Source organism: Candidatus Omnitrophota bacterium (assembly GCA_041649175.1).
Classification (GTDB): Bacteria; Omnitrophota; Gorgyraeia; order Zapsychrales; family JBAZNR01; genus JBAZNR01.
Window position 1 is genome coordinate 781,968 of the sequence record JBAZNR010000001.1, and the last position, 21,224, is coordinate 803,191.

Consider the following 21,224-nt stretch of genomic DNA (forward strand, 5'->3'; position numbering starts at 1 on the left):
AAAAAACGCGGAGGATCAAGATGAAGAAAGAAATTATTATTCTCTCTTTTGGGCTGATCATTTTTTGCGGATGTGCAAAACTGGCACATCTTGAAGAACTCCTAACGCTTAAAAGTTTTTCCGACAATCAAGCACAGCAAGTTAAATACGTAGAAGTTCAGGATAAAAAGTTTGCGTTGCTTTTAGAGGCTATCAAAAATGACCAGATGAAAGACCATCCGGATAAAAAAGAATTCCTTAAAACGTTCGGCCAGCCCATTTTGGCCAAACGTGTTGTTGAAAACGGCGTAGAGCTGGAAGAATATCTTTATCGCTATAGCGCAAAATTATCAGGATCAGAGAAAGTCTATGTTTATTTTGATGCGCAAGGAAAAATAAGTCGTTGGCGTTATGTGGAGCCGGAAAAAAGAAAATAATTCACGAAGTGAACAGGTGGAATGATGGGTGAACGAACAGCAAAAAATTTAGAAGAGATCTATAAACGGCTTTATGCCAAATTTGGGCCGCAGCATTGGTGGCCCGGGAAAACCAAATTTGAGATCATTGTTGGTGCTATTTTAACGCAAAATACCAGCTGGAATAATGTGGAAAAAGCCATTCGTAATTTAAAGCACCATGGTTTTCTAACGCCGCAAAGATTAAAAGAGGCTTCCGTAAGGAAGATCGCGGCGCTCATAAAACCTGCGGGGTATTTTAACGTTAAGGCGATGCGCCTTAAAAACTTTATCCATTTTCTTTTTAAAGAATACGACGGCAGTTTGGAGAAAATGTCAAAAGAATACTGGGCGAATCTACGTATGAAATTGTTGAATGTTAATGGCATCGGGCCGGAGACGGCTGATTCGATCCTTTTATATGCGTTCAACAAACCTGTTTTTGTTGTTGATGCTTATACAAAAAGAGTTTTAGCCCGGCATAATTTGATCGGGCGCCATGCGGATTATCAAAGCATTCAAAATCTCTTTACGGATAATCTTAACCAAGACGCAAAAATGTTCAACGAGTATCATGCTCTGATTGTTCGTTTGGGCAAAGAGCTGTGCAAATCCAAACCCTTGTGTGAAATTTGTCCTTTAAATAATCTCAGCTACTCCATCAATTATAAATGTTATTCCTGCAATAAATTCCTTCCTCGGCCGCAAGAACGGTATCATTTTAATCTAGAATTATATGCGGCCCCCGAGATCGTTCCGACGGAAGCCGAGCTTAAAAAAGACCCCCAGGCGGAAATAAGATCCTTGGTTGATCAAATGGGTAAGAAGAATATTTCCGAACTTCCCGAAGATAAATATATTTCTCATAAAGCGAGTTTATGTAAAAAGTGCCATGATACGTTCAGGGCGCGAGTTCAAAACAAAGAATTTGTCTAACGTTTTGAGGGGCTATGCCCACACTTAATCAAAAATTCCTCGAACAATGCCGGCAATTCCCCGACAGGGAAGCTTTTTGCCTTAAAATTCTCACCGGCTGGCGCCGTTACAAATATACAGATGTTGCGCAACATGCCCTTAAAGTGGCGTATTGGTTGCGTAACCAAGGGTTGCAAAAACAAGACAGAGTTGCTTTACTCGCGGATAATGGGCCCGAATGGGGTATTATTTATTTCGGGATCCTTTTAGCCGGAGGCGTCAGTGTTCCTCTTGACCCGCAAGCAAACCACGATGATACGGTTATCTTTATTCGCGATGCGCATGCCACTTTTATTTTCTCAGAAAATAAATTAACGCATCTTTTAAAAGAGCGTGTTGACTCGTCTATCCGGTTTGTTTCTTTACGCCGCGAAAGAAATAACCCGGTATCTTCCTTCGAGGAAATCGCTAATCTTGCCATCGCGCCTGACGCGCCCTCATTGCCGGATGTTGCCGAGGACGACACAGCTTCTATTTTGTATACGTCGGGTACGACGTCAAATCCTAAGGGCGTTGAGTTAACGCATAAGAATTTCTTATCGAATTTCAACGGGCTGAATCAATTAAAGATTTGCTCGGGTGACGATTGTTTTATTTCGGTCTTGCCTTTATTCCACGCGTATGCGTTTATGGCGACATTGATCTTTCCGCTTTTTTTAGGCGCTAAAATTATTTATCCGCGCACCATGAAAAGCGTTGAGCTGATGCAGATCATGAAGGAATCCAAGGTGAGTATTTTTGTGGGTGTTCCGGAATTATTCGCCCATATTTACAAGGGGATTGACGAAAATGTAAAAAATCTCCCGGTTTTTCTTAAAGCCCTCCTGAATCTTCTCACTAATGCCGGATGGAATTTAAAACAAAAAAAGAATATCGATATTCTAAAGTTGATCTATTTCTCCGTGCACGACCGTTTTGGCGGTAATCTGCGGTATCTGGTCAGCGGCGGGGCGCGCCTTGATCCCCAAATTGCTTTAGGGTTGAAACGATTTGGTTTTGATGTTTTGGAAGGCTATGGCCTGACCGAAACAGCACCGGTCGTCTCCCTAACTCCTGCTTTGAACCCTATTATCGGTTCTGTCGGAAAACCGTTGGATGGCGTTGAGGTCAAGATCGTTCACCCCGATGCCGAAGGCGCCGGGGAGATCATTATCCGCGGCCCCAATTTAATGAAAGGGTATTATCAAAAAAAGGATGAAACGGATAAGGTCATTCGGGATGGTTGGTTTTATTCCGGAGACTTAGGAAAAATCGATGCCCAGGGATGTCTTTATATTTGCGGCCGCCTTAAAGAAGTGATCGTTCTATCTTCTGGGAAAAATGTTTTTCCGGAAGAGGTCGAAAAATATTATGGGCAGTCTGTGTATGTTAAAGAGTTGGCGGTTTTATTAACGCGGGAAAATGGCGTTGAAAGCCTTAAAGCTATTATTGTTCCGGACTTTGAATTCTTTAGAAAAAACGGCATGATCAATATCTTAGAGAAGATCAAGTGGGATATGGACAATGCTTCTAAAAAAATCTCTGCTTATAAGCGTATTATGGGTTTTGCGATCTCCAAAGAAGAACTTCCTAAAACTCGCTTAGGAAAAATAAAAAGATATCAATTGCCGGATATTTACCATCAGCTAGAAAAGGCGGCGACTGCGCAAACATCAGCTCATCGTCCGGGAAGCATGACCATGATCTTGCAAAGCCCCGTCGGTAAGAAAGTAGCGCTTTATTTGGCGAAAGAATTATCGGTCGATCGCGACATTAAGATGGAAGATCATCTGGAGCTTGATCTTGGCGTGGATTCTTTAAAACGTATTGAACTGATGGCCGGCTTGGAAAAAATGTTCCATATTCAACTTCCCACTGAGGCTGTTTTTCAGCTGGCGACAGTGGCGGATGTCATTGCCAAGATCAATACAACCATATTTTCCGATGATTCAGCGCGCTATCTGGATGAAGATTTTCAATTTTCTTGGCGGGAGATTTTATCCCGTCCGGTCGCGGAAGACGAATTTCCACAAATCGATCTCGAACCTGATATTATCAATCGTTCTTTAAGTTATGCGGTTAAAGGATTGGCCCTTGGTTTGCTTAAAACATTTTTTCGCTTAGAGATCGTCGGCAAGGAAAATCTTCCCGAACACGGGCCGTATCTTATTTGCTGCAATCATGCGAGTTATTTAGATGCCTTTGTGGTGATGGCAGGTATCCCTAATAAAATCGTTACACAGTCTTATTTTATCGGACTAAAGGATATTTTTGAACATCCTTTGATCAGTTGGGCGATCCGGATGGCGCGCCTTATTCCCATTGACCCTTCCGCCGAGCTTATCAAAGCGATGCGGGCGGCGACGTTTACCTTGAATCAGGGAAAGATCGTTTGCATTTTTCCGGAAGGGCAACGTTCGATTGACGGGGACGTCAAAACGTTTAAAAAGGGTATCGGGATTTTGACAAAAGAATTAAATACTCGTGTTATTCCGGTGGCGATCAGTGGAACGTTTGAGGCTTGGCCCCGGACAGAAAAGTTCCCTAAAAAACATCCTATCAAAATTGTTTTTGGACCGTCGATGAATTTCCCGGAATCCTCATCTTATATTCAAATCGCGGATCGTGTCCGTGAGGAAGTTGTTAAATTACGAACGCAAGCTTACAAGAATTTTCCCGCCGGAGCTTAACCGTGAGAATAGCTTAAAAGATACGGGTTACAGCGCAAATAGTCCCTGAATTGTTCGCTCAAAGAAAGAACGATCTCATAGTCTTGGCTTGGCCGTCTTTCCTTAGCCGAAGAAACGCGTACGATACGGCTTTTAAATTGAAAGCGTGATTTGTGCATCAAGGAATCTCTGTTCTGCAGATTAATGCTGACTTCCACGGGCGCATCGTGAGGGACAAAGATAGGGATCAGGCACGAAAGCCCGATCAGATTGATATCTTTCGCGCAGCACGTCAAATGTGTTTCGGCGACCTTTAACTCGATAGGCACTTGATAGGCGAAGCGTCGATAACGTCTTTTTTCGACGAACAGATCGCTTTCAGCCGGGGGGTTGAGGCGGAATTTCTTCCAATCATTGCCGTATCTTCCAACCCAGTCACAAGCGGCAGTGGCAAAGCCTATCTCAAAACCCTGTTTTTCGCTTTCTATCCATTTATGCTTGCGTATTTCGATCAAGGCAAGCTCATCGCTCAGAAAAGAATATTTCTTATTCATATGATTCTCCTTTTGTTTTTAAAGTACAGTGATTATAACAAAGCGTTTTTGCAAATCAAGGATTAAAGGGAATAAATTAGTGATTATTTTGTTTTCTTGTCGACGAGAATATGAAAATCGATCCTTTGATGCCTAAAAAAGACTTAATTCAATGAAAGTGTTGCTCTTTTTGTCTTTTTTGGTGTTAACAATGGTGCTATTTACACGGGAGAATGAAAAAGATATAATAAACAAAGTTAAAAACGGATCAATCATACAAGGAGGGGAAGATGATGTGTCCTTTAACATCAAAGATGGCGTGCCCAATGGGAGGCGATTTTGAAATGATGGTTTGTATCGGAGTAAAGATATTCTTATTGGTTTGGGTTATCTTTGTCCCGATCGTGATGACCAATCGTTTGGAAAGAATTATTAAATTGTTACAAGATAAGAAATAAGTGGTTTGATGATCGGCAAGATAGATGAATGAAAAGGCGCCCTTGGCGTTCTGCTTCACAGAACGCCAAGGGCGCCTCTATTTTTTAAAAACATCATGAAACCTAAGATTATTCTTCATATCGATATGGATGCCTTCTTTGCTTCTATCGAGCAAAGAGACAATCCTAAATTACGCGGCCGGCCGGTCATTGTCGGCGCCGATCCTCGTCAGGGGCAAGGGCGAGGTGTTGTCTCCACGTGTTCTTATGAAGCCAGAGTATTTGGTGTTCATTCCGCTATGCCGATCTCTATGGCTTATCGTAAATGCCCTGGGGGAGTTTATCTTGCTGTTGATATGAAAAAGTATCAGCGTGTTTCCAAAGAGATCTTTGATATTCTCTATGATTTTACGCCGGATATTGAACCCATTAGCGTGGATGAAGCTTTTTTGGATATTTCCGGAAGTTATCATTTTTATAAAACTCCCTACGCAACAGCGCTGGCCATTAAAGAGCGCATCAAAAAAGAGATGAACTTAATTGCCTCGATCGGCATAGCGCCGATCAAGATGGCGGCAAAGATCGCCTCGGATCTTTCTAAGCCGGGTGGATTATTAGAAGTATCTCAGGAAAAATTATTCGATTTCCTTTGGCCGCTGGCGGTGGAAAAACTTTGGGGCGTAGGCGAGAAAAGTAAGCAAGCGCTTCATGCGATGAATATCAAAACCATCGGCGATCTAGCGCATACCCCTATGGATGCTTTATACAATCGCTTTGGCGAAAATGGCCGTCATCTTTTTGAGTTGGCCAATGGCATTGATGAGCGGGAAGTTTCTGTCGGCGAAGACGTCAAATCCGTAAGCCACGAGCACACTTTTGAGGAAGATACGCGCGACGTAGAAGGCCTTCACAAAACCCTTCTTTACTTAAGCGAAAAGGTTTCTCACCGTCTGCGCCGCTATCATCTCAAGGGAAAGACGCTGACGGTTAAAATTCGCGCCAAAGGATTTCAAACCTACACGCGTTCCTTTACATTTGCGCAGCGCACCAACTTTGTTGATACGATCTACAAAAAATCCAGAGAACTTTTTGATGATTTTGATATGACGGGGACAAAGATCCGTTTATTGGGCGTAAAAATATCCAACTTTTATGATGAGTATGTGCAAGAAAGCCTTTTTCAAGATCGATCATCCGAGCAAAAAGAAAAGATCCATAAAGCGGTAGATAAAATTAAGGGGAAATTCGGCGAACAGGCTATTACGCGGGGAAGTTTGTAAGTACCAAAGAGCAGATCGTTATTTTAACTCTTTTTTGACAAGGGTTTTCTTAAAGCAGAATGAAGCCATTCCTAAGATCAAGACCCACGAAAAAATAATCAGCAGCCATCCCGATAGTGTCATAGCGGTTTATTTCCTTCCTTTTTCTTCCAGGCGATCTTAACTAAAACGATCAAAACAGCTATGAGTGCTAAAAGCCCGATGCGCGTTGCCAAAACATATATTTTGTCGGCGGGAGCGACATTTTTCATGAAGATGACCGGAAGCCACTCTTGCCAAAACCACATTCCTAAAATAAAGAACAGAAATAACGGTGTAACGTATTTGATGATGAACTTGTAAACACGCGGAATGCGCATATCGGCGCCTCTATGGATCTCATCCCAGGCATTTTCCATGCCGAAAACCCAGGCAAATAAAATGACCTCGATCGTCGCGAACAATACTAAAAAGAACGTTCCTCCCCAGAAGTCCAGTTCATCGACGACACCATTCCTTAAGAAAAAGATCGCCGGCTGACAAAGAATAAAAGACACAACGCCAAAAATAGTTACGGCTTTTTTGCGGTTGATATTGAATTCATCTTCCAGAAAAGCAACGGCTGGCTGTGCCAGCGATACAGAAGAAGTGATTCCCGCCAAAAACAACAAGAAAAACCAGGCGAACCCGAATAGAAACGCGAAAGGTAATTGATTTAAAATAAGCGGCATGGTGACAAATCCTAAATTAAAAACACCGGATGTGGCGATAGATTGGATTTCTGTCGGCCCGAAAAAGATGAACGCCGCCGGGATAATAATGCTGGCGCCCAAAACGACTTCGGCAGTTTCATTGACGCTGGCCGCGGTAAGCCCTGAAAGAACAACATCGTCACCTTTTGACAGGTAACTTGCGTAGGTTAGGATAACGCCGATCCCAACACTTAAAGTAAAAAATATTTGCCCGGCGGCTTCCAGCCAAACTTTAGCTGACTTAAGCGCCGAGAAATCCGGATTCCACAAAAACCCAAAACCATTCATCAAATTCCAATCAGGCTTAGCAGGATCTGGCGTTCCCAGCGTTAGCACTCTGATCATTAAAATAAGCGCGCAGACAAATAAAAGCGGCATCGCCCATTTACAAAGCTTCTCAATGCCACCTTTGATCCCATGATAAATAACGACGGTGTTAAGGATGAAGGTGATAACAAAAAAAGAATAAGCCCATCCTAAGCCGTTAAAAAATTGATTATGCTCGATTCCTTGGTAACCGCGCAAAAAACTCTGCATGGCGGCTTGATCATGCAAGGGGCCGTATTTTCCGGTAAGAGCAAAAAAGCTGTAAGCTAAGCTCCATGATTCAATATAGGTATAATAGATGAAGATGACCAGCGGGCCAAAAATACCAATAACCCCGAAATATTTAATAAATCGGTTTTTTCTCCAAACATTGTGGAAAATTCCCGGCGCTGTTCCGTGTTCAAATCCGCCGCCGTAACGCCCTAAAGTCCATTCGATCCACATCAAGGGAATGCCAAGCAAGAAAAGCGAAACAAGATAGGGGATCATGAATGCGCCGCCGCCGTTAGCGGCAACTTTGGCAGGAAATCTTAAGAAATTACCTAAGCCGATGGCTGAGCCGGCAACCGCCATGATAATTCCTAGACGGGAACCCCAGCTGTCTCGTTTTGGTTTCTGGTTCATAATCGAGGTTATTGTAGCAAACGCTTCTTTCCGACGCAATATTATGGGAAAAAATTTTATAACGTGACATCTTTACATTAGGGAAGCCAACTGACAGGTAAATATATTGATTAAAGAATCGATTTTAGGTAATATGATGAGGCAAAATAGACAACTTAAAGGCCATCGCGATGAAAAGTATTGCCATTACAATGGGTTCGTTGACGGTTTATGCCAAGTTAAATGGTTCAGCTACGGCCGGAAAAATTTGGGATGCCTTGCCGTTTAAGTCTTTTACCAGCCTTTGGGGTGATGAAATTTATTTTCAAATTCCCGTCAAGACAAAGCTGGAAGACGGTTTTTCGAAGGGCACAGTTGAGATCGGAGACATTGCTTTTTGGCCGGAAGAAAGTTGTTTTTGCATATTTTTTGGGATGACACCGGTCAGCAAACCCGGGCAAATTAAACCGGCCAGCAAGGTCAATGTGATCGGAAAAATCGAAGGCGATTGGACGAAACTTAAAGATGTTAAGCAAGATGAAACGGTTATTGTCGAAGAGAGAAAAGATTAATAAAAAGGTAACTAACCTATGACTTTACCTAGTTGGATGATTTTGGCGGGAATGACGATCGTGTTGTCCGGGCTTTTTATTTTCTTTAAAAAGCAAATCGAAAGCCAGATGCAAATTAAGTTTTCTCAGTTATCGCAAGAGGCGCTTAAATCCAGCACCGAGCAATTTCTGGTCTTGGCCAAAGAAAAATTAGACTCAGAACGCAGTCAAGCCCAGTCTGACTTAGATATGCGTAAGCAAGCTGTTGAAACCTCCGTTAAAGGATTAAGAGACGAATTGGAGAAATATAAAGTTCTTATCCGTGAGCTGGAGCAAGACCGCGCGCAAAAATACGGAAGCCTCAAAAACGAGCTTGAAAAAACATCTTTAGCAACGACAAAGCTTCAGGAAACAACCAATCGTCTCAGTAATGTTTTAGGCAATGTTAAATTGCGCGGCCAATGGGGCGAGCGGATGGCCGAAGACATTATCAAAAGCTGCGGATTGATGGAGGGCATCAACTATAAAAAACAAACCAAATTAGATTCTGCAGCAACCAAACCTGATTATATCTTTCTTCTCCCCGACAAGCATACGATCAATATGGATGTTAAGTTTCCGCTAGATAATTATTTAGGGATGGTCAATACGGAAGACGTTAATCAAAAAGAAGTTCATAAAAAAGAATTCTTAAAAAACGTCACCATGCGCATTAAAGAAATCCAAGACCGTTCCTATATTAATCCGTCGGAAGGGACACTGGATTTTGTCTTACTTTTTATTCCTAATGAACAGGTCTTTGGGTTTATTCAGGAAAATATGCCGGGTCTTATCGATCAGGCCTTAAAACAAAAGGTTGTTTTATGTTCACCTTTTACGTTATATGCCATGTTAAGCGTTATTCGTCAGGCGTATGAGAATTTTCATTATGAAAAAGCGACGAAAGAAATCGTCAAGATGATAGACCTTTTCTCAAAAACGTACGATATTTTTAAGAAGCGGTTTGAGGAAATCGGAAAATCGATTGGAAAACTAGAAGATCAATACCGCGATGTCGCGCAGACAAGCTTTAACAGCCTGGATGTTAAAATAAAAAGGATCAATGATTATAAAAAGGGGAACATTTCTTCATCCCCGGATAAAAATAACATTATCGAATTATCTCCACAGGATATTGAAGACGACGAGATGACCGGTAATCCATAGAGCTTTGCTGATCAATCATGCCATCCGTTAGAAAATCCAATAATTTCTTTAATCACGCGCTTAATTATAAGAGTTTTTTTCCCAACCAGGTGATCGCTTTTACTAGCGACGATTCCGTCGATTTTAAGCGTAAGCGTGGGCGATTTACTTTAAGCGTGCATCAAAAGAGTTTTCTTTTAAGTCATTCGGGCCATGACATCAAAGAACTGCCTAATACGCGTCAAATTCATGGCGAACGGGTTACTATTATCAGTAAGAAAGATTTTGGTAAAGCCAACCAACTTAAATTAACCGACGGGCTAGCGACCAAAGAGCCTTTCATTCCTTTGGCGGTGCGCACGGCTGATTGTTTGGCTATTTTTATCTTTGATCCGAAAAGCAAAGTAATCGCCTTGGTTCATGCCGGCTGGCGGGGAACAAAAAAGAAAATCGCACAAAAAGCTGTAGAACTTTTAAAGAAGAAATGGAAAGCTGATCCGAAGAATTTAAGAATTGCTTTTAGCCCGTCGATCCGCAGTTGTTGCTATAAAGTTGGCGACAAACTTCAAGGATATTTTCCGAAGGAGACCGAATATACGGCCGACGGATTTTATCTGGACTTGCCGCTTGTTAACAAGCATCAGTTACTCGCGGTGGGCGTGAACGAAAAAAATATCTTTGACTGCCAAATTTGCACGTCCTGCGATAAGCGGTTTTTTTCTTATCGGCGCCAGGGCGATGAATCCGGACGCATGGTTTCAGTTATGATGCTTAAAAAATAAATTTTTGGAAAAAAGAAAAATTTCTATATAATAAAAACCCTTAACCTGACTTAATCCTATGCTAATCGTTATTTTGATCACAGCCAAAGATATTAAGGAAGCTAAAAAGATTTCTGCCGCGCTTTTAAATAAGAAATTAGTCGCCTGCGTTAATATCGTCAAAGGGATCCAATCGTTATTTTGGTGGGATAAAAGAATTGATTCGGCAAAAGAGGTTCTGCTGGTCGTTAAGACAAAGCGCAGTTGTTTTAAGAAAATTGTGGAAACAGTTAAGGCTGTTCACAGTTATAGTTGTCCGGAAATTATTGCCTTGCCGATCGTAGATGGCAGCAAAGATTATTTAAGGTGGCTGAATGAATCTGTCCGGTAGTCCGTTCGACTATGTTATTGCGTTTTTCGCCGGGGTTGTGGTGAGTTTTTCGCCTTGCGTCTATCCGGTGATCCCGTTAACGGCGAGTTTTATCGGCGCGGCCAATACCAAAGGTACCAAACTTCAGGGTTTTTTGATTTCTCTAGTGTATGTCTTAGGCTTGGCGGTGACCTATTGCACGCTGGGAGCGTTTGCGGCATTAACAGGAAAAGTATTTGGGCAGTTTCAAAATAGTCCGATCGTTGCCGGTATTATCGCGACCATTCTTTTATTATTCGCCTTGATATTGCTGGATATTATCCCTTTGCCTTTATTGGGCGGCGGACTTCAGGGAAAGATCAAGGCCAAGAATTTATGGACGGTGTTCTTGCTTGGATTGGTCTCGGGATTTATCATCGGGCCTTGCACGGCGCCTATTTTGGGGGCAATTTTACTTTTTGTAGCCGGCAGGGAAAATATTTTTTATGGGATAAGCCTCTTATTTGTATTTTCCTATGGCGTTGGAACACTTTTGATTTTGATCGGAACTTTTAGCGGGCTGTTAAGCAGTTTACCGAAATCCGGAACGTGGCTTTTAATTGTGAAACGCGTTTGCGCAGCCATTTTATTAATCGCAGCAGGATATTTTATGATAAAAGCGGGGAGGCTAATTTCATGAAGGTTTTTGTACGTTTATTCATACTTGTGTCTTTTTTTATGTTGTTGACCTTTGCTCCATCGCAAGCCATGGGGCAGATTCCTATGTCATTTTTAAAATTCTTGCAAAATAAAATTGTCGATAAGCCTGCTGTGGATTTCACTTTAGAAACTCTTTCCAGCGGGAAAGTGAATATGACGGCATTTCGTGAAGGAAAAAATTCCATTATCTTTTTCTGGGCGACATGGTGTCCGCATTGCCGCGAAGCGTTAGCGGAGCTAAGCGCACAAAAAGCAGAAATCGAACAAAAAGGTATTAAAGTTATTTTAGTGGATATGGGTGAAGAAAAAGAAGTCGTGCAGGAGTATGCCGCTCGAAATAAAGTTAATTATGAGATCTTTCTTGATGTTGACTCTTCTCTTTCCGATTCTTATAGTATTGTCGGTGTTCCTACCTTTATTTTTGTCAACCAGGCCGGTATTGTCCGCGCTATTGAACACGGGCTTTCCGAAGGTTACGAAAATCTTTTTACGCAGTAATTTTTGTGGATTAAAAAGGCGGCTATTTTGCTCTCGCGCAAAATAGCCGCCTTTTTTGAATATCCTTGCCACAATCTTTCCACCTAAGAAATACCGCTTAGAGCTGCTGCTCTCCCATTTCTTTTAAAGCCTTGATATTGTCCTGAAGATTCGCTTTGATGCGCAGCCGTTCGATGAATTCATCGACGGCAGAGTTCTTTTTTTGAGCCAGGACCGCTTTAGAAAAGTCTTCTTTTTCCTTTTTGAATTTTTCTTCATCAATGGGAACAAAGTTATCGACGGATATTATGCAGAATCCTTTGGAAATTTCAACTACAGGGCTGACCCTGTTTGTGCCGATCAAGGCGAAGGCCGCATCCTGGAATTCTTGCACAACGCCCAAGTTGTCTAAATATTGCCCCCGGGTAAACGGTTTTGTCTGACTGACCGAAAGATTAAGTGTCTTTGCGATCGCAGAGAATTTTTGTTCCGGATTTTGCTCGATCGTTTGATTGATATTCTTCAAAGCTTCTTCGGCCTTGCTTCGTGAGATATCGCGCGCTTTTTCTAATCCTAAAGCTTCTTTAACCTTCTCTTCAACTTCCGCATATTCAGGAATGTAAGAATCTTTTTTCTCCTTAAGGCGCACGAAGTAATATCCTTTTGCTGTTTCGACAGGGCCGCTAACCTCGTTATCTTCAAGGCTGAAGATCTTCTGCAATAGTTCAAACGGCCAGCCAAGCTTTAAAGGTGGTTGCTCGTGGCTAAAAAATCCGCTTTCTCCGGTTTCGACTTTATGTTTCTCGGCAATGGAAGGTAAATTAGGATCTCTTGTAAGATCTTCGGTTATAGCGGTAACTTTTGCCGCAATGTCATTTTTATCTTTTTCGGGTAATTCCGGTGCGACAGGTAAATAAAGATATTCAACATTAACGCTGGGCGGCATAAAGAAATCTTGCTTATTATCTTGGTAATATTTCAAAGCCTCTTCGGGGGTCAGGACGATTTGCTTCGCGTCGTCTTTCGGCGCAAAAAGAACGTAGCTTACCTGAATTTGTTCATTTTTGTTTTTATATTCTTTTAAAAGGTCTTCCTCGGAAACAGAGATGCCGGTGGTCACGCTTTCGGAGAGTTTTTGCAATATTAACGATTGGCGGATGCCTTCTTCAAAATCTCTGGGTTTAGTACGGAAGTAATAGTTGACGATCTTTTCATAAATGGCTGGATCAAAAGACCCATTGTTTTTAAAAAGGTTTAAATTCTGAACTGCCGCGACAACTTCCGTGTCAGAAACTTTAATGTTCTTTCGTCGAGCTTCTTCCAACATGATCAATCGATCCCAGGCCACAGATTCTAGGTCCAGAAGCTGGCTAACCTTATTAAAATTATCGCCGTAGGCCATGATGGCTTGGATGCGCGCTTGAAATAAGCTCTTTTGAAATTGATCGAAAGAAATTTTTCGTCCGAACATTTCGCCGGCGTAGGTGATATTGCCGTTACCGCGGTCGTAGTAATTTGCCGTTCCAAAGAAACCGAACGAAAGAATGATAATAACGGCAACGACCCATAAGATCTTTTTAGCAACGCCTTTTTTGCGTAATACTTTAAGCATACTATCTCCTTAAAAATGACCCGGTTATAAATGAGGGAAACGAAACTTTTTGATTATAACCGTGAAGTTGCCCTTTGACAAGAAAATTTGCCCGTGTTAGACTAACCGCAATTTATAGAAAGAAAACGCATCATAAATCAAAAGGAACGCAAGTCGTGGTTAATGCTTTAGGAATTGAAATTACCGAATGGTACCATTTGAACGGTTTGGATCTTTCCGGTGAAATCAGCCGCGAATATGAAAGCCGGGTTGTTGCCAATACCTTAAACGTTCTTGAGCTATTAAGCGTTATGGAAACAAAGGCGACATTTTTTGTTTTGGGCATTATTGCCGAGAAATTTCCTGACTTGGTGGTCCGCATCGAAGACGCCGGCCACGAGATCGCTAGCCATGGTTATCTTTTTAAAGAACTGCGCGCGCATACGATCGACTCTTTCCGGGAAGATCTAAAAAAATCGATCGCCATTTTGCAAGGCATCTCCAAGAAGCCGGTTGTTGGTTACCGCGCTCCCGGTTTTTCAATGAACAGCGATTGTCTTTGGGCGATGGACATCTTAAAACAAGAAGGTATTTCTTATGACAGCAGCATTGCTCCGGTTCGTCATCGGCTTTATGGAATTCCTTCCGCGCCGCGAATTCCATATCACATTCGGGAAGACCTAGTGGAATTTCCTCCTTCCACGGTCCGTATTTTATTCGATCATGTTCTTTTCTCCGGAGGCGCCGCTTTAAGGGACTTTCCGTATTCCTTAATAAAGCGAACAGTAGAAAACCTGAACGACCAAGGCATTGTTGTTAATTTCTTTTTAAGGGCTTGGGAGCTGAATCCCTTTTTCTCGAAAGCAAAGATCCCTCTTTCATTTCGTTCGGAATACCTAAACGGATTAGAAAAAACCAAAAAGCGCTTCGAACAAATTCTAACCGATTTTCAATGCGCGCCTCTTTCAAAGATCATTCAGGATAAGAAGCTTTGAGGAAGATATTTTCTCTAAAGCCCTCTTTAGGAAATTTCTTTACAATATTTGCGCCTAAGGGGTATAATGCACACCTGTGAAAAGAAGTTGATTTCCGGTGGTTTCTAGTGTATTTTTAATTGCTTTTGTAGTCCAACACTAACCGATAACAGAAGATAGGGAAGAAATGAAAAAACTCAAGCTTGGTTTACCAAAGGGAAGTTTACAAGCCGCGACCATCAAGGTTTTTGAACGGGCGGGCTTTAAGATCTATGTTTCCGAACGTTCCTATTTCCCGCACATTGATGATACCGAGATCGATCCGGTTTTATTGCGCGCGCAAGAAATGTCGCGTTATGTCGAAGACGGTGTCTTAGATTGCGGCATTACCGGCGAAGATTGGATCTTAGAAAACGGCTCCAAGGTAACTCGTTTAGCCGATCTCATTTATGCCAAGCAAAGTTCGGTCAAGGTGCGCTGGGTTTTGGCCGTTCCGGAAGATTCCTCCATCAAATCCGTTAAGGACCTGCAAGGTAAGAAAATAGCGACGGAACTCGTCAATGTCACAAAGAATTATCTGACAAAAAACAAGGTTAGCGCTGATGTGGAATTTAGCTGGGGTGCGACAGAAGCGAAAGTCGCCTCCGGTTTAGTTGATGCCGTCGTGGAATTGACCGAAACAGGAAGCAGTTTACGTGCCAATAAGCTGCGCATTGTCACAACTTTGTGCGAATCCACAACGCAGTTTATTGCTAATTCAAAAGCCATTCAAGACCCCTGGAAGAAAAAGAAGATGGATCAGCTGATCCTGCTTTTAACAGGGGCGATCGCTGCCGATCATATGGTGGGCTTAAAGATGAATATTGAAGAAAAAAATCTTAAAAAGGTTTTAGCCCTATTGACATCGCTAAAAAATCCTACCATTTCTCATTTGAGCCAGAAAAATTGGCTGGCGGTTGAAACCGTTATTGATGAAGGAATAGTGCGCGGCCTTATTCTAAAGTTAAAGGAAGCCGGCGCTCAAGGGATCATCGAGTATCCTCTTAATAAGCTGATCTATTAACAAAAAAGGAGTTAAACCTCATGCCTTGCGGAAGAAAAAGAAAGCTTCGTAAAATTCGTACGCATAAACGTAAGAAGCTTCGTAAAGCTCTTCGCCATTTGAAGAAGCGGGATCATTAATAAATAAGTAAAATTTATGATGAAACCTTTTCGTCATCAATTGCTTATGGCGTTTGCCGTAAGCATGGTTGTCTTACTATTGCCTTTAGCTGTTGCTTTGGCACAAGCCAATGCGGATGTCCAATCTCGGGCTTTAAGTATCTCTCATTATATAAAAGGCCTGATGGAAGATTGGGTGGGAACGGCGCAAGACGCGGTCGACCATTACAAGAAATCGGCCGAGTTTGACGGAGATAATTATTCCGTCCATTTAAGGCTCGGCGCTGATTATGTCCGCCTGGAAAAATTCGACGATGCGATCAAAGAATTTCAGCTTGCCCTTAAGATCAAGCCGGATGATTTTCAATCCCGTTATTTTCTGGCATTTGTTTATTCCGCGCGCCAAGAATTTGACAAGGCCGCGACCGAATATGAATTGATCTTAAAAAATCTCGCCAAGGCTGATCCTCAAAATGCGGAAGTCTTAACTTATCTTGGGCAACTCTACTATTCCCAGAAGAAATATGACGAAGCGATCGCTCAATACGAAATGATCCTTGCCATGGAGCCTAAAGACGTGGAAACGATCTTTATCTTAGGTTCTTTGAACATGGATAGAGGAAAGCGCGTGGAGGCGAAAGAACTTTTCTTAAAAGCCTTAACCATTGACCCCGAACACGCCAACACCTTAAATTCTCTCGGCTATTTATATGCGGAAGAAGGGACCAATTTAGATGAGGCGTTGGGATTGATCAAAAAGGCCCTGGAGGCTGATTCGGATAATGGTGCCTATTTGGATAGCTTGGGATGGGTTTATTTTAAGAAAGGGATGTATACGGAAGCTTTGGATTTCTTGAATAAAGCCGTTGTCCGCATCAAAGACCCGGTGGTTTACGAGCATTTAGGCGATGTTTATTTCCAGCTGAACGATAAGACAAAAGCCGAAGAGAATTGGAAACAGGCTTTGGCGCTTTCGCCGGAGCAGGTGAGCATTACAAAAAAACTGAACGAGATCAAAGGCGAAACTACCAGTCAGTAATTTTAATAAGATTGTCGCGCGCAGGCTGTTTTTATGTTAATTTTAATTCTACTCATTTCCCGCCTTCCATGAAAAAAATTTCCTTGAAATCTCCCGCCAAGTTAAATCTTTTGCTAAAGGTCGTCAATAAAAGACTCGACGGATATCACGATCTTTTAACGGTTTTTGAGCGCATTGATCTATGCGATGAGATTGTTTTTGCCGAAAATAAAAGCGGAGCTATCCGTTTGTTTTGCTCTCATCCTGATATTCCCAAAGATGAGAAGAATTTGATCATCCAAGTCGCGCAAATCCTTAAAAAAGACTTTTCTGTTCCAAGCGGAGTTAATATTACGCTGAAGAAGAAAATTCCGGTGGCTGCCGGCTTGGGCGGAGGTTCAAGTAATGCCGCGACAGCCTTGCTGGGGCTTAATAAGCTATGGAAGCTTTCCTTAAAGCCGAAAAAACTTTTAGAATACGCGAAGAAAGTTGGAAGTGATGTTGCCTTTTTCTTAGCGGAGCAAACTTGGGCTTTGGGAACCGAGCGCGGAGATAAGATAAAACCGCTGAAATTAAGGGCAAAATTGTGGCATATTTTGATTGTTCCAGAGCTTAAAGTGTATTCAGGGGAAGTATTTAAAGCGCTTCAGCCGCCTAAGATGAATATATTGACAAAGAAAGATGATGATGTTAATATTCTAACTCGCGCTTTACGGGATAATGACTTGCCTAGAATAGAAGGCCTACTCTCGAATGATTTGGAGACAGCGATCGTGCAACTCCATCCTAATTTAGTTCCAATGCGGGAAAAAATAAGAGAGTTAACGAAGTCGCGCATCATTTTTTCGGGAAGCGGTCCGGCCCTTTTTGGGTTGGCTCGTTCTCGTCGGGATGCGGAAAACTTTAAATTTATTCTAAGTAAGTATTTTAAGCGGGTTTTTGCCGTGCGTTCATTCTGAAAAAGAGGGGGCGGGCTTATGGAGATCACGGAGATCAGGGTATTCTTAAAAGAAGGCCAGGATAAGAAACTCAAAGCCTACGCGACGGTCACCTTCGACAGTGTTTTTGTTGTGCGCAACATCAAGGTTATTCAGGGAGCCGCGAACCTTTTTATCGCGATGCCGTCGAGGAAAACGAAAAATCCGTGTCCCAAATGCGGTTTTAAAAATGAAGCCGGAAGCAGGTTTTGCAGTCATTGTGCGGCCTCATTACCTGCGCATGAAAAACCTCCGGTAAGCGCCGTTGATATCGATTCAAAATCTGAACATCGGGATATTGCTCATCCCGTGACGCAGCAATTTCGCGAATATTTGCAAAACAAGATATTAGAAGCTTATAAGAAAGAAATCGGCAAATCTGTCAGCAAGCCGGCAACTTCGTCATCCGATATCGAAGACGAGTAAAGCACTGCTGCCCGGTGGTGTAATGGTAACACACGAGAATTTGGATCTCGTTTTCCAGGTTCGAGTCCTGGCTGGGCAACTTTAGCGCTAAAATTTATGAACGACTTGAAAGTTATAATCCTGGCCGCCGGAAAAGGTGTGCGGATGAATTCCGACACTCCCAAGGTCCTTCATAAAGTTTGCGGCAAAACGATCATTGAGCATGTTTTAGATTTAGCAGTTTCGGTAGGTTCTTTGAAAACGTATGTTGTGGTTGGTCATCAGGCAAGCCAAGTGAAGGATTTTTTAGGGAAAAACATCGCTGTTGTGGTCCAGAAAAAGCTTTTAGGAACGGCCGATGCCGTTAAGGCAGCGTCAAAAGGGTTAAAGAATTTTAACGGCGATTGTTTGATCGTTTGCGGTGACACGCCGCTTCTTCGCAAAGAAACCGTGCTCAAACTCATTAAGCGCCATAAAGTTTCAAAGGCGGCCTGCACGGTTTTAACAGCGATCGTTAAGGACCCCAAAGGTTACGGCAGGATCGTTCGTGACGGGAATAATAATATCGTCGGGATACGCGAAGAAAAGGATGCCACGGTTTCCGAACAAAATATCAAAGAGATCAATGTCGGCACGTATTGTTTTAAGTCATCGGAATTGCTGAGTGGTTTATCGGCCATTAAGATGAACACGAAGAAAAAAGAATTTTATTTAACGGACATCGTTGCTTTGTTAAGTCAAAAAAGTAAGCGAGTTGATTTTGTGACGACAGATGACGCGTCAGAGGGTTTTGGCATTAATGATCGTGAAGATCTAGCGGCAGCGCAGGATTGTTTGCGCCAAAGGATTTTAAAGGAATTCATGCGGCAAGGCGTTACCATCGTTGACCCCGCGACGACATTTATCGATCAGGATGTTAAGATCGGCCGCGATACAACGATCAAACCTTTTACCGTCATTGAAAGCCATGTGCGCATTGGCAAGAATTGCATCATTGGGCCGTTTTGCCATCTTCGGCCGGATACAACGATCGCTGATCATACGGAAGTGGGGAATTTCACAGAAGTGTCCCGTTCTCGTATCGGAAAAGATTGCTTTATGAAACATTTTAGCTTTTTAGGTGATGCGATGGTGGGAAATCGGGTGAATATTGGCGCCGGTGTTGTGACGGCCAATTTTGACGGAAAGAATAAAAATGCGACACATATTCACGACGACGCTTTTATCGGTTCAGATTCTATTTTAGTCGCTCCGGTTGTTATCGGAAAGAAAAGTGCTACGGGAGCGGGCTGTGTTTTAACCAAGGGAAAGAAAGTTCCCGCTGGCTATGTTGCCGCCGGAGTTCCGGCGAGAATAACATCGAAAAGAAAATTTTAACGGAGAGTCCTCATGAACAATTTGGCTGTTTTTTCAGGAAATTCTAATCCGCAGTTAGCGCAAGAGATCTGTCATGAGCTTAGCATTCCCTTGACGGAGGTCTTTGTCTCGCGCTTTAGTGAAGGCGAAATTAGAGTCCAGATCAAAGAGAACATTCGCGGTAAAGACGTTTTCATCGTGCAGCCGACTTGTCCGCCAGTCAATGAAAGCTTGATGGAGCTTTTGATCTTGATCGACGCTGCTAAACGCGCTTCGGCCCAAAGAATTACCGCTGTTTTGCCTTATTATGGTTATGCCCGGCAAGACAGAAAAGATCAACCGCGCGTTCCGATCACGGCAAAACTCGTTGCCAATTTAATTGTTGCCGCCGGCGTTGACAGAGTTCTAACGATGGACTTGCACGCCAGCCAGATCCAAGGATTTTTTGATATTCCCGTCGATCATTTATATGCTATTAATACTTTGTGCGATTATTTTGCCAAAAAGAAATTGGATAATTTGATTGTTGTCTCTCCTGATGTCGGCGGAATTAAAATGGCGCGCGCCTATGCCAAATGGTTAGGTTGCGGGCTTGCCATCGTTGATAAACGCCGCGACAGCCCGGAAAAAGTGGAAGCCATGCACATTTTGGGAAAAGTAAAAGGCAAACGTGTTATTATCGTTGATGATATTATCGCAACCGCAAATTCTATGATCGAGGCCATTGAAACCTTGGATAAAAAAGGCGTTATAGAAGTGTACGCGGCCGTAAGCCATGGTATTCTTTCCGGAAGCGCGCTTCCGCGTATTCATCAGTGCAAACCTTTAAAAGAAGTTGTGATCACTAATAGTATTCCGTTCAAGGAAGTAAAGAAGTATCCGAAGATCAAGGCGCTTTCGGTCGCACCGCTTTTGGCCGAAGCTATTAAACGTATTCACAGCGAGGAATCCGTTAGTTCATTATTCGACTCAATCAGAAAGTAGGAAGGGGCTATGCAAGAAATCACACTAGAGGCACATGTACGAACTGCGATCGGGACAAGAAAAACAAAACAACTTCGTCGGGAAGATTTTATTCCGGCGGTTGTGTATGGTGAACGGAAGAAAACCGTTGCCATTCAGCTAGACCGAAAAACCTTTGAACGCATCGAGCGGCTTCATCATGGGGAAAACATCATCTTGAGCTTAAACGTTATTGATGATGATAAAAAGGTCAAAGATTATTCGGCGATCGTTAAAGATACCCAGCGCGATCCTGTTTCGGGGCGCATTTTACATCTCGATCTGCATCACATTTCCTTGACCAAAGAAATTGAGGTTAAGGTCCCTATCGTTGCCAAGGGCGAGCCGGTCGGTGTCAAACAAGACGGCGGTTCTTTGGACCATCTTTTGTGGGAATTAGGCGTTATCTGTTTACCCACCAAGATCCCTCATCACATCGAAGTCGATGTCAGTAGTTTAAAGATTAAAGATGTTATTCATGTTAAAGATATTGCGTTACCGGAAGGGGTCAAAACAAAACAAGATCCCGATACGATCGTGTTTGCGGTTGTTCCTCCGATGAAAGAAGTGACACCTGAAGAAGCTGCTGCGGCCGCGACACAAGCTGAGCCGGAAGTTCTTAAAGAGAAGAAAGAAGATCCAGCCGCTGCGAAAACAGCTGCCGGTGATAAAGAGAAAAAGCCCGCGGAAGAAAAGCCTAAGGCCGAAAAATCAGAAGGTAAATAAAAT

At 42.7% G+C, this 21,224-nt stretch carries 22 protein-coding genes and 1 tRNA gene; 20 read left to right on the forward strand and 3 right to left on the reverse strand.

The features are described from left to right. The first annotated feature begins 20 nt into the window (after positions 1–20). The 3 genes from WC676_03120 to WC676_03130 are packed head-to-tail and all read left to right on the forward strand — an operon-like array spanning position 21 to position 4,078. The gene (locus WC676_03120) at positions 21–416 is read left to right on the forward strand and encodes a hypothetical protein (GenBank protein ID MFA5059597.1); all 396 of its coding nucleotides are present in this window, start codon (positions 21–23) and stop codon (positions 414–416) included. 21 nt (positions 417–437) lie between these two features. Next, entirely contained in the window at positions 438–1,370 is a 933-nt protein-coding gene (locus WC676_03125; GenBank protein MFA5059598.1) for a hypothetical protein, read from the forward strand. 14 nt (positions 1,371–1,384) lie between these two features. Next, positions 1,385–4,078, forward strand: coding sequence for an AMP-binding protein (locus tag WC676_03130; protein MFA5059599.1), 2,694 nt, complete (start codon positions 1,385–1,387; stop codon positions 4,076–4,078). Here the strand turns inward: WC676_03130 and WC676_03135 are convergent. Next, positions 4,075–4,611, reverse strand: a complete 537-nt coding sequence (locus tag WC676_03135; GenBank protein ID MFA5059600.1) for a PilZ domain-containing protein — start codon at positions 4,609–4,611, stop codon at positions 4,075–4,077. The two genes, WC676_03130 and WC676_03135, sit on opposite strands and share 4 nt — an antisense overlap. A gap of 269 nt (positions 4,612–4,880) precedes the next feature. Between WC676_03135 and WC676_03140 the strand changes: the two genes are divergently transcribed. Beyond that, on the forward strand, positions 4,881–5,048 hold the full coding sequence (locus WC676_03140) for a hypothetical protein (protein ID MFA5059601.1): 168 nt from the start codon (positions 4,881–4,883) through the stop codon (positions 5,046–5,048). A gap of 95 nt (positions 5,049–5,143) precedes the next feature. Then, positions 5,144–6,307 carry a DNA polymerase IV gene (locus WC676_03145; protein ID MFA5059602.1) on the forward strand — a complete coding sequence of 388 codons (1,164 nt, stop codon included), beginning with the start codon at positions 5,144–5,146 and terminating at the stop codon, positions 6,305–6,307. Positions 6,308–6,426: 119 nt separating this feature from the next. Here the strand turns inward: WC676_03145 and WC676_03150 are convergent, their stop codons facing one another. Further along, positions 6,427–7,989, reverse strand: a complete 1,563-nt coding sequence (locus tag WC676_03150; protein ID MFA5059603.1) for a sodium-dependent transporter — start codon at positions 7,987–7,989, stop codon at positions 6,427–6,429. A 170-nt stretch (positions 7,990–8,159) separates the two neighbouring features. Between WC676_03150 and WC676_03155 the strand changes: the two genes are divergently transcribed. From WC676_03155 to WC676_03180, 6 genes are all read left to right on the forward strand, one after another. Next, positions 8,160–8,540: a cyclophilin-like fold protein gene (locus tag WC676_03155; protein MFA5059604.1), complete on the forward strand. Its 381-nt coding sequence runs from the start codon at positions 8,160–8,162 to the stop codon at positions 8,538–8,540. Between the two features lie 18 nt (positions 8,541–8,558). Continuing rightward, positions 8,559–9,725: a DNA recombination protein RmuC gene (locus WC676_03160; protein MFA5059605.1), complete on the forward strand. Its 1,167-nt coding sequence runs from the start codon at positions 8,559–8,561 to the stop codon at positions 9,723–9,725. 17 nt (positions 9,726–9,742) lie between these two features. Next, the gene (gene pgeF / locus WC676_03165; protein MFA5059606.1) at positions 9,743–10,486 is read left to right on the forward strand and encodes a peptidoglycan editing factor PgeF; all 744 of its coding nucleotides are present in this window, start codon (positions 9,743–9,745) and stop codon (positions 10,484–10,486) included. 58 nt (positions 10,487–10,544) lie between these two features. Beyond that, on the forward strand, positions 10,545–10,856 hold the full coding sequence (gene cutA, locus WC676_03170) for a divalent-cation tolerance protein CutA (protein ID MFA5059607.1): 312 nt from the start codon (positions 10,545–10,547) through the stop codon (positions 10,854–10,856). Then, a complete protein-coding gene (locus tag WC676_03175) occupies positions 10,840–11,514 on the forward strand; it encodes a cytochrome c biogenesis protein CcdA (GenBank protein MFA5059608.1) in 675 nt (224 codons plus the stop codon). The genes cutA and WC676_03175 overlap by 17 nt, the downstream gene beginning before the upstream one ends. An 83-nt stretch (positions 11,515–11,597) precedes the next feature. Beyond that, positions 11,598–12,032 carry a TlpA disulfide reductase family protein gene (locus WC676_03180; protein ID MFA5059609.1) on the forward strand — a complete coding sequence of 145 codons (435 nt, stop codon included), beginning with the start codon at positions 11,598–11,600 and terminating at the stop codon, positions 12,030–12,032. 97 nt (positions 12,033–12,129) lie between these two features. Here the strand turns inward: WC676_03180 and WC676_03185 are convergent, their stop codons facing one another. Beyond that, positions 12,130–13,623, reverse strand: coding sequence for a SurA N-terminal domain-containing protein (locus WC676_03185; protein ID MFA5059610.1), 1,494 nt, complete (start codon positions 13,621–13,623; stop codon positions 12,130–12,132). Positions 13,624–13,697: 74 nt separating this feature from the next. On the opposite strand from WC676_03185, the gene WC676_03190 reads away from it, so the two are divergent. From WC676_03190 to WC676_03230, 9 genes are all read left to right on the forward strand, one after another. Further along, a complete protein-coding gene (locus WC676_03190; GenBank protein ID MFA5059611.1) occupies positions 13,698–14,597 on the forward strand; it encodes a DUF3473 domain-containing protein in 900 nt (299 codons plus the stop codon). Positions 14,598–14,763: 166 nt separating this feature from the next. Beyond that, positions 14,764–15,639 (forward strand): ATP phosphoribosyltransferase, encoded by an 876-nt coding sequence (gene hisG, locus WC676_03195; GenBank protein MFA5059612.1) that lies wholly within the window; start codon positions 14,764–14,766, stop codon positions 15,637–15,639. A 135-nt stretch (positions 15,640–15,774) separates the two neighbouring features. Next, positions 15,775–16,776 carry a tetratricopeptide repeat protein gene (locus tag WC676_03200; GenBank protein ID MFA5059613.1) on the forward strand — a complete coding sequence of 334 codons (1,002 nt, stop codon included), beginning with the start codon at positions 15,775–15,777 and terminating at the stop codon, positions 16,774–16,776. 68 nt (positions 16,777–16,844) lie between these two features. Further along, complete coding sequence (ispE, locus tag WC676_03205) at positions 16,845–17,714, forward strand: 4-(cytidine 5'-diphospho)-2-C-methyl-D-erythritol kinase (GenBank protein ID MFA5059614.1); 870 nt, start codon at positions 16,845–16,847, stop codon at positions 17,712–17,714. 18 nt (positions 17,715–17,732) lie between these two features. Continuing rightward, positions 17,733–18,158: a septation protein SpoVG family protein gene (locus WC676_03210; protein ID MFA5059615.1), complete on the forward strand. Its 426-nt coding sequence runs from the start codon at positions 17,733–17,735 to the stop codon at positions 18,156–18,158. 8 nt (positions 18,159–18,166) lie between these two features. Next, positions 18,167–18,237: transfer RNA gene (locus tag WC676_03215), tRNA-Gln, on the forward strand. 17 nt (positions 18,238–18,254) lie between these two features. Continuing rightward, entirely contained in the window at positions 18,255–19,514 is a 1,260-nt protein-coding gene (locus tag WC676_03220) for an NTP transferase domain-containing protein (protein ID MFA5059616.1), read from the forward strand. Positions 19,515–19,526: 12 nt separating this feature from the next. Further along, positions 19,527–20,477 carry a ribose-phosphate pyrophosphokinase gene (locus tag WC676_03225; GenBank protein ID MFA5059617.1) on the forward strand — a complete coding sequence of 317 codons (951 nt, stop codon included), beginning with the start codon at positions 19,527–19,529 and terminating at the stop codon, positions 20,475–20,477. Positions 20,478–20,486: 9 nt separating this feature from the next. Continuing rightward, positions 20,487–21,221: a 50S ribosomal protein L25 gene (locus WC676_03230; GenBank protein ID MFA5059618.1), complete on the forward strand. Its 735-nt coding sequence runs from the start codon at positions 20,487–20,489 to the stop codon at positions 21,219–21,221. The last annotated feature ends 3 nt before the right edge of the window (positions 21,222–21,224 follow it).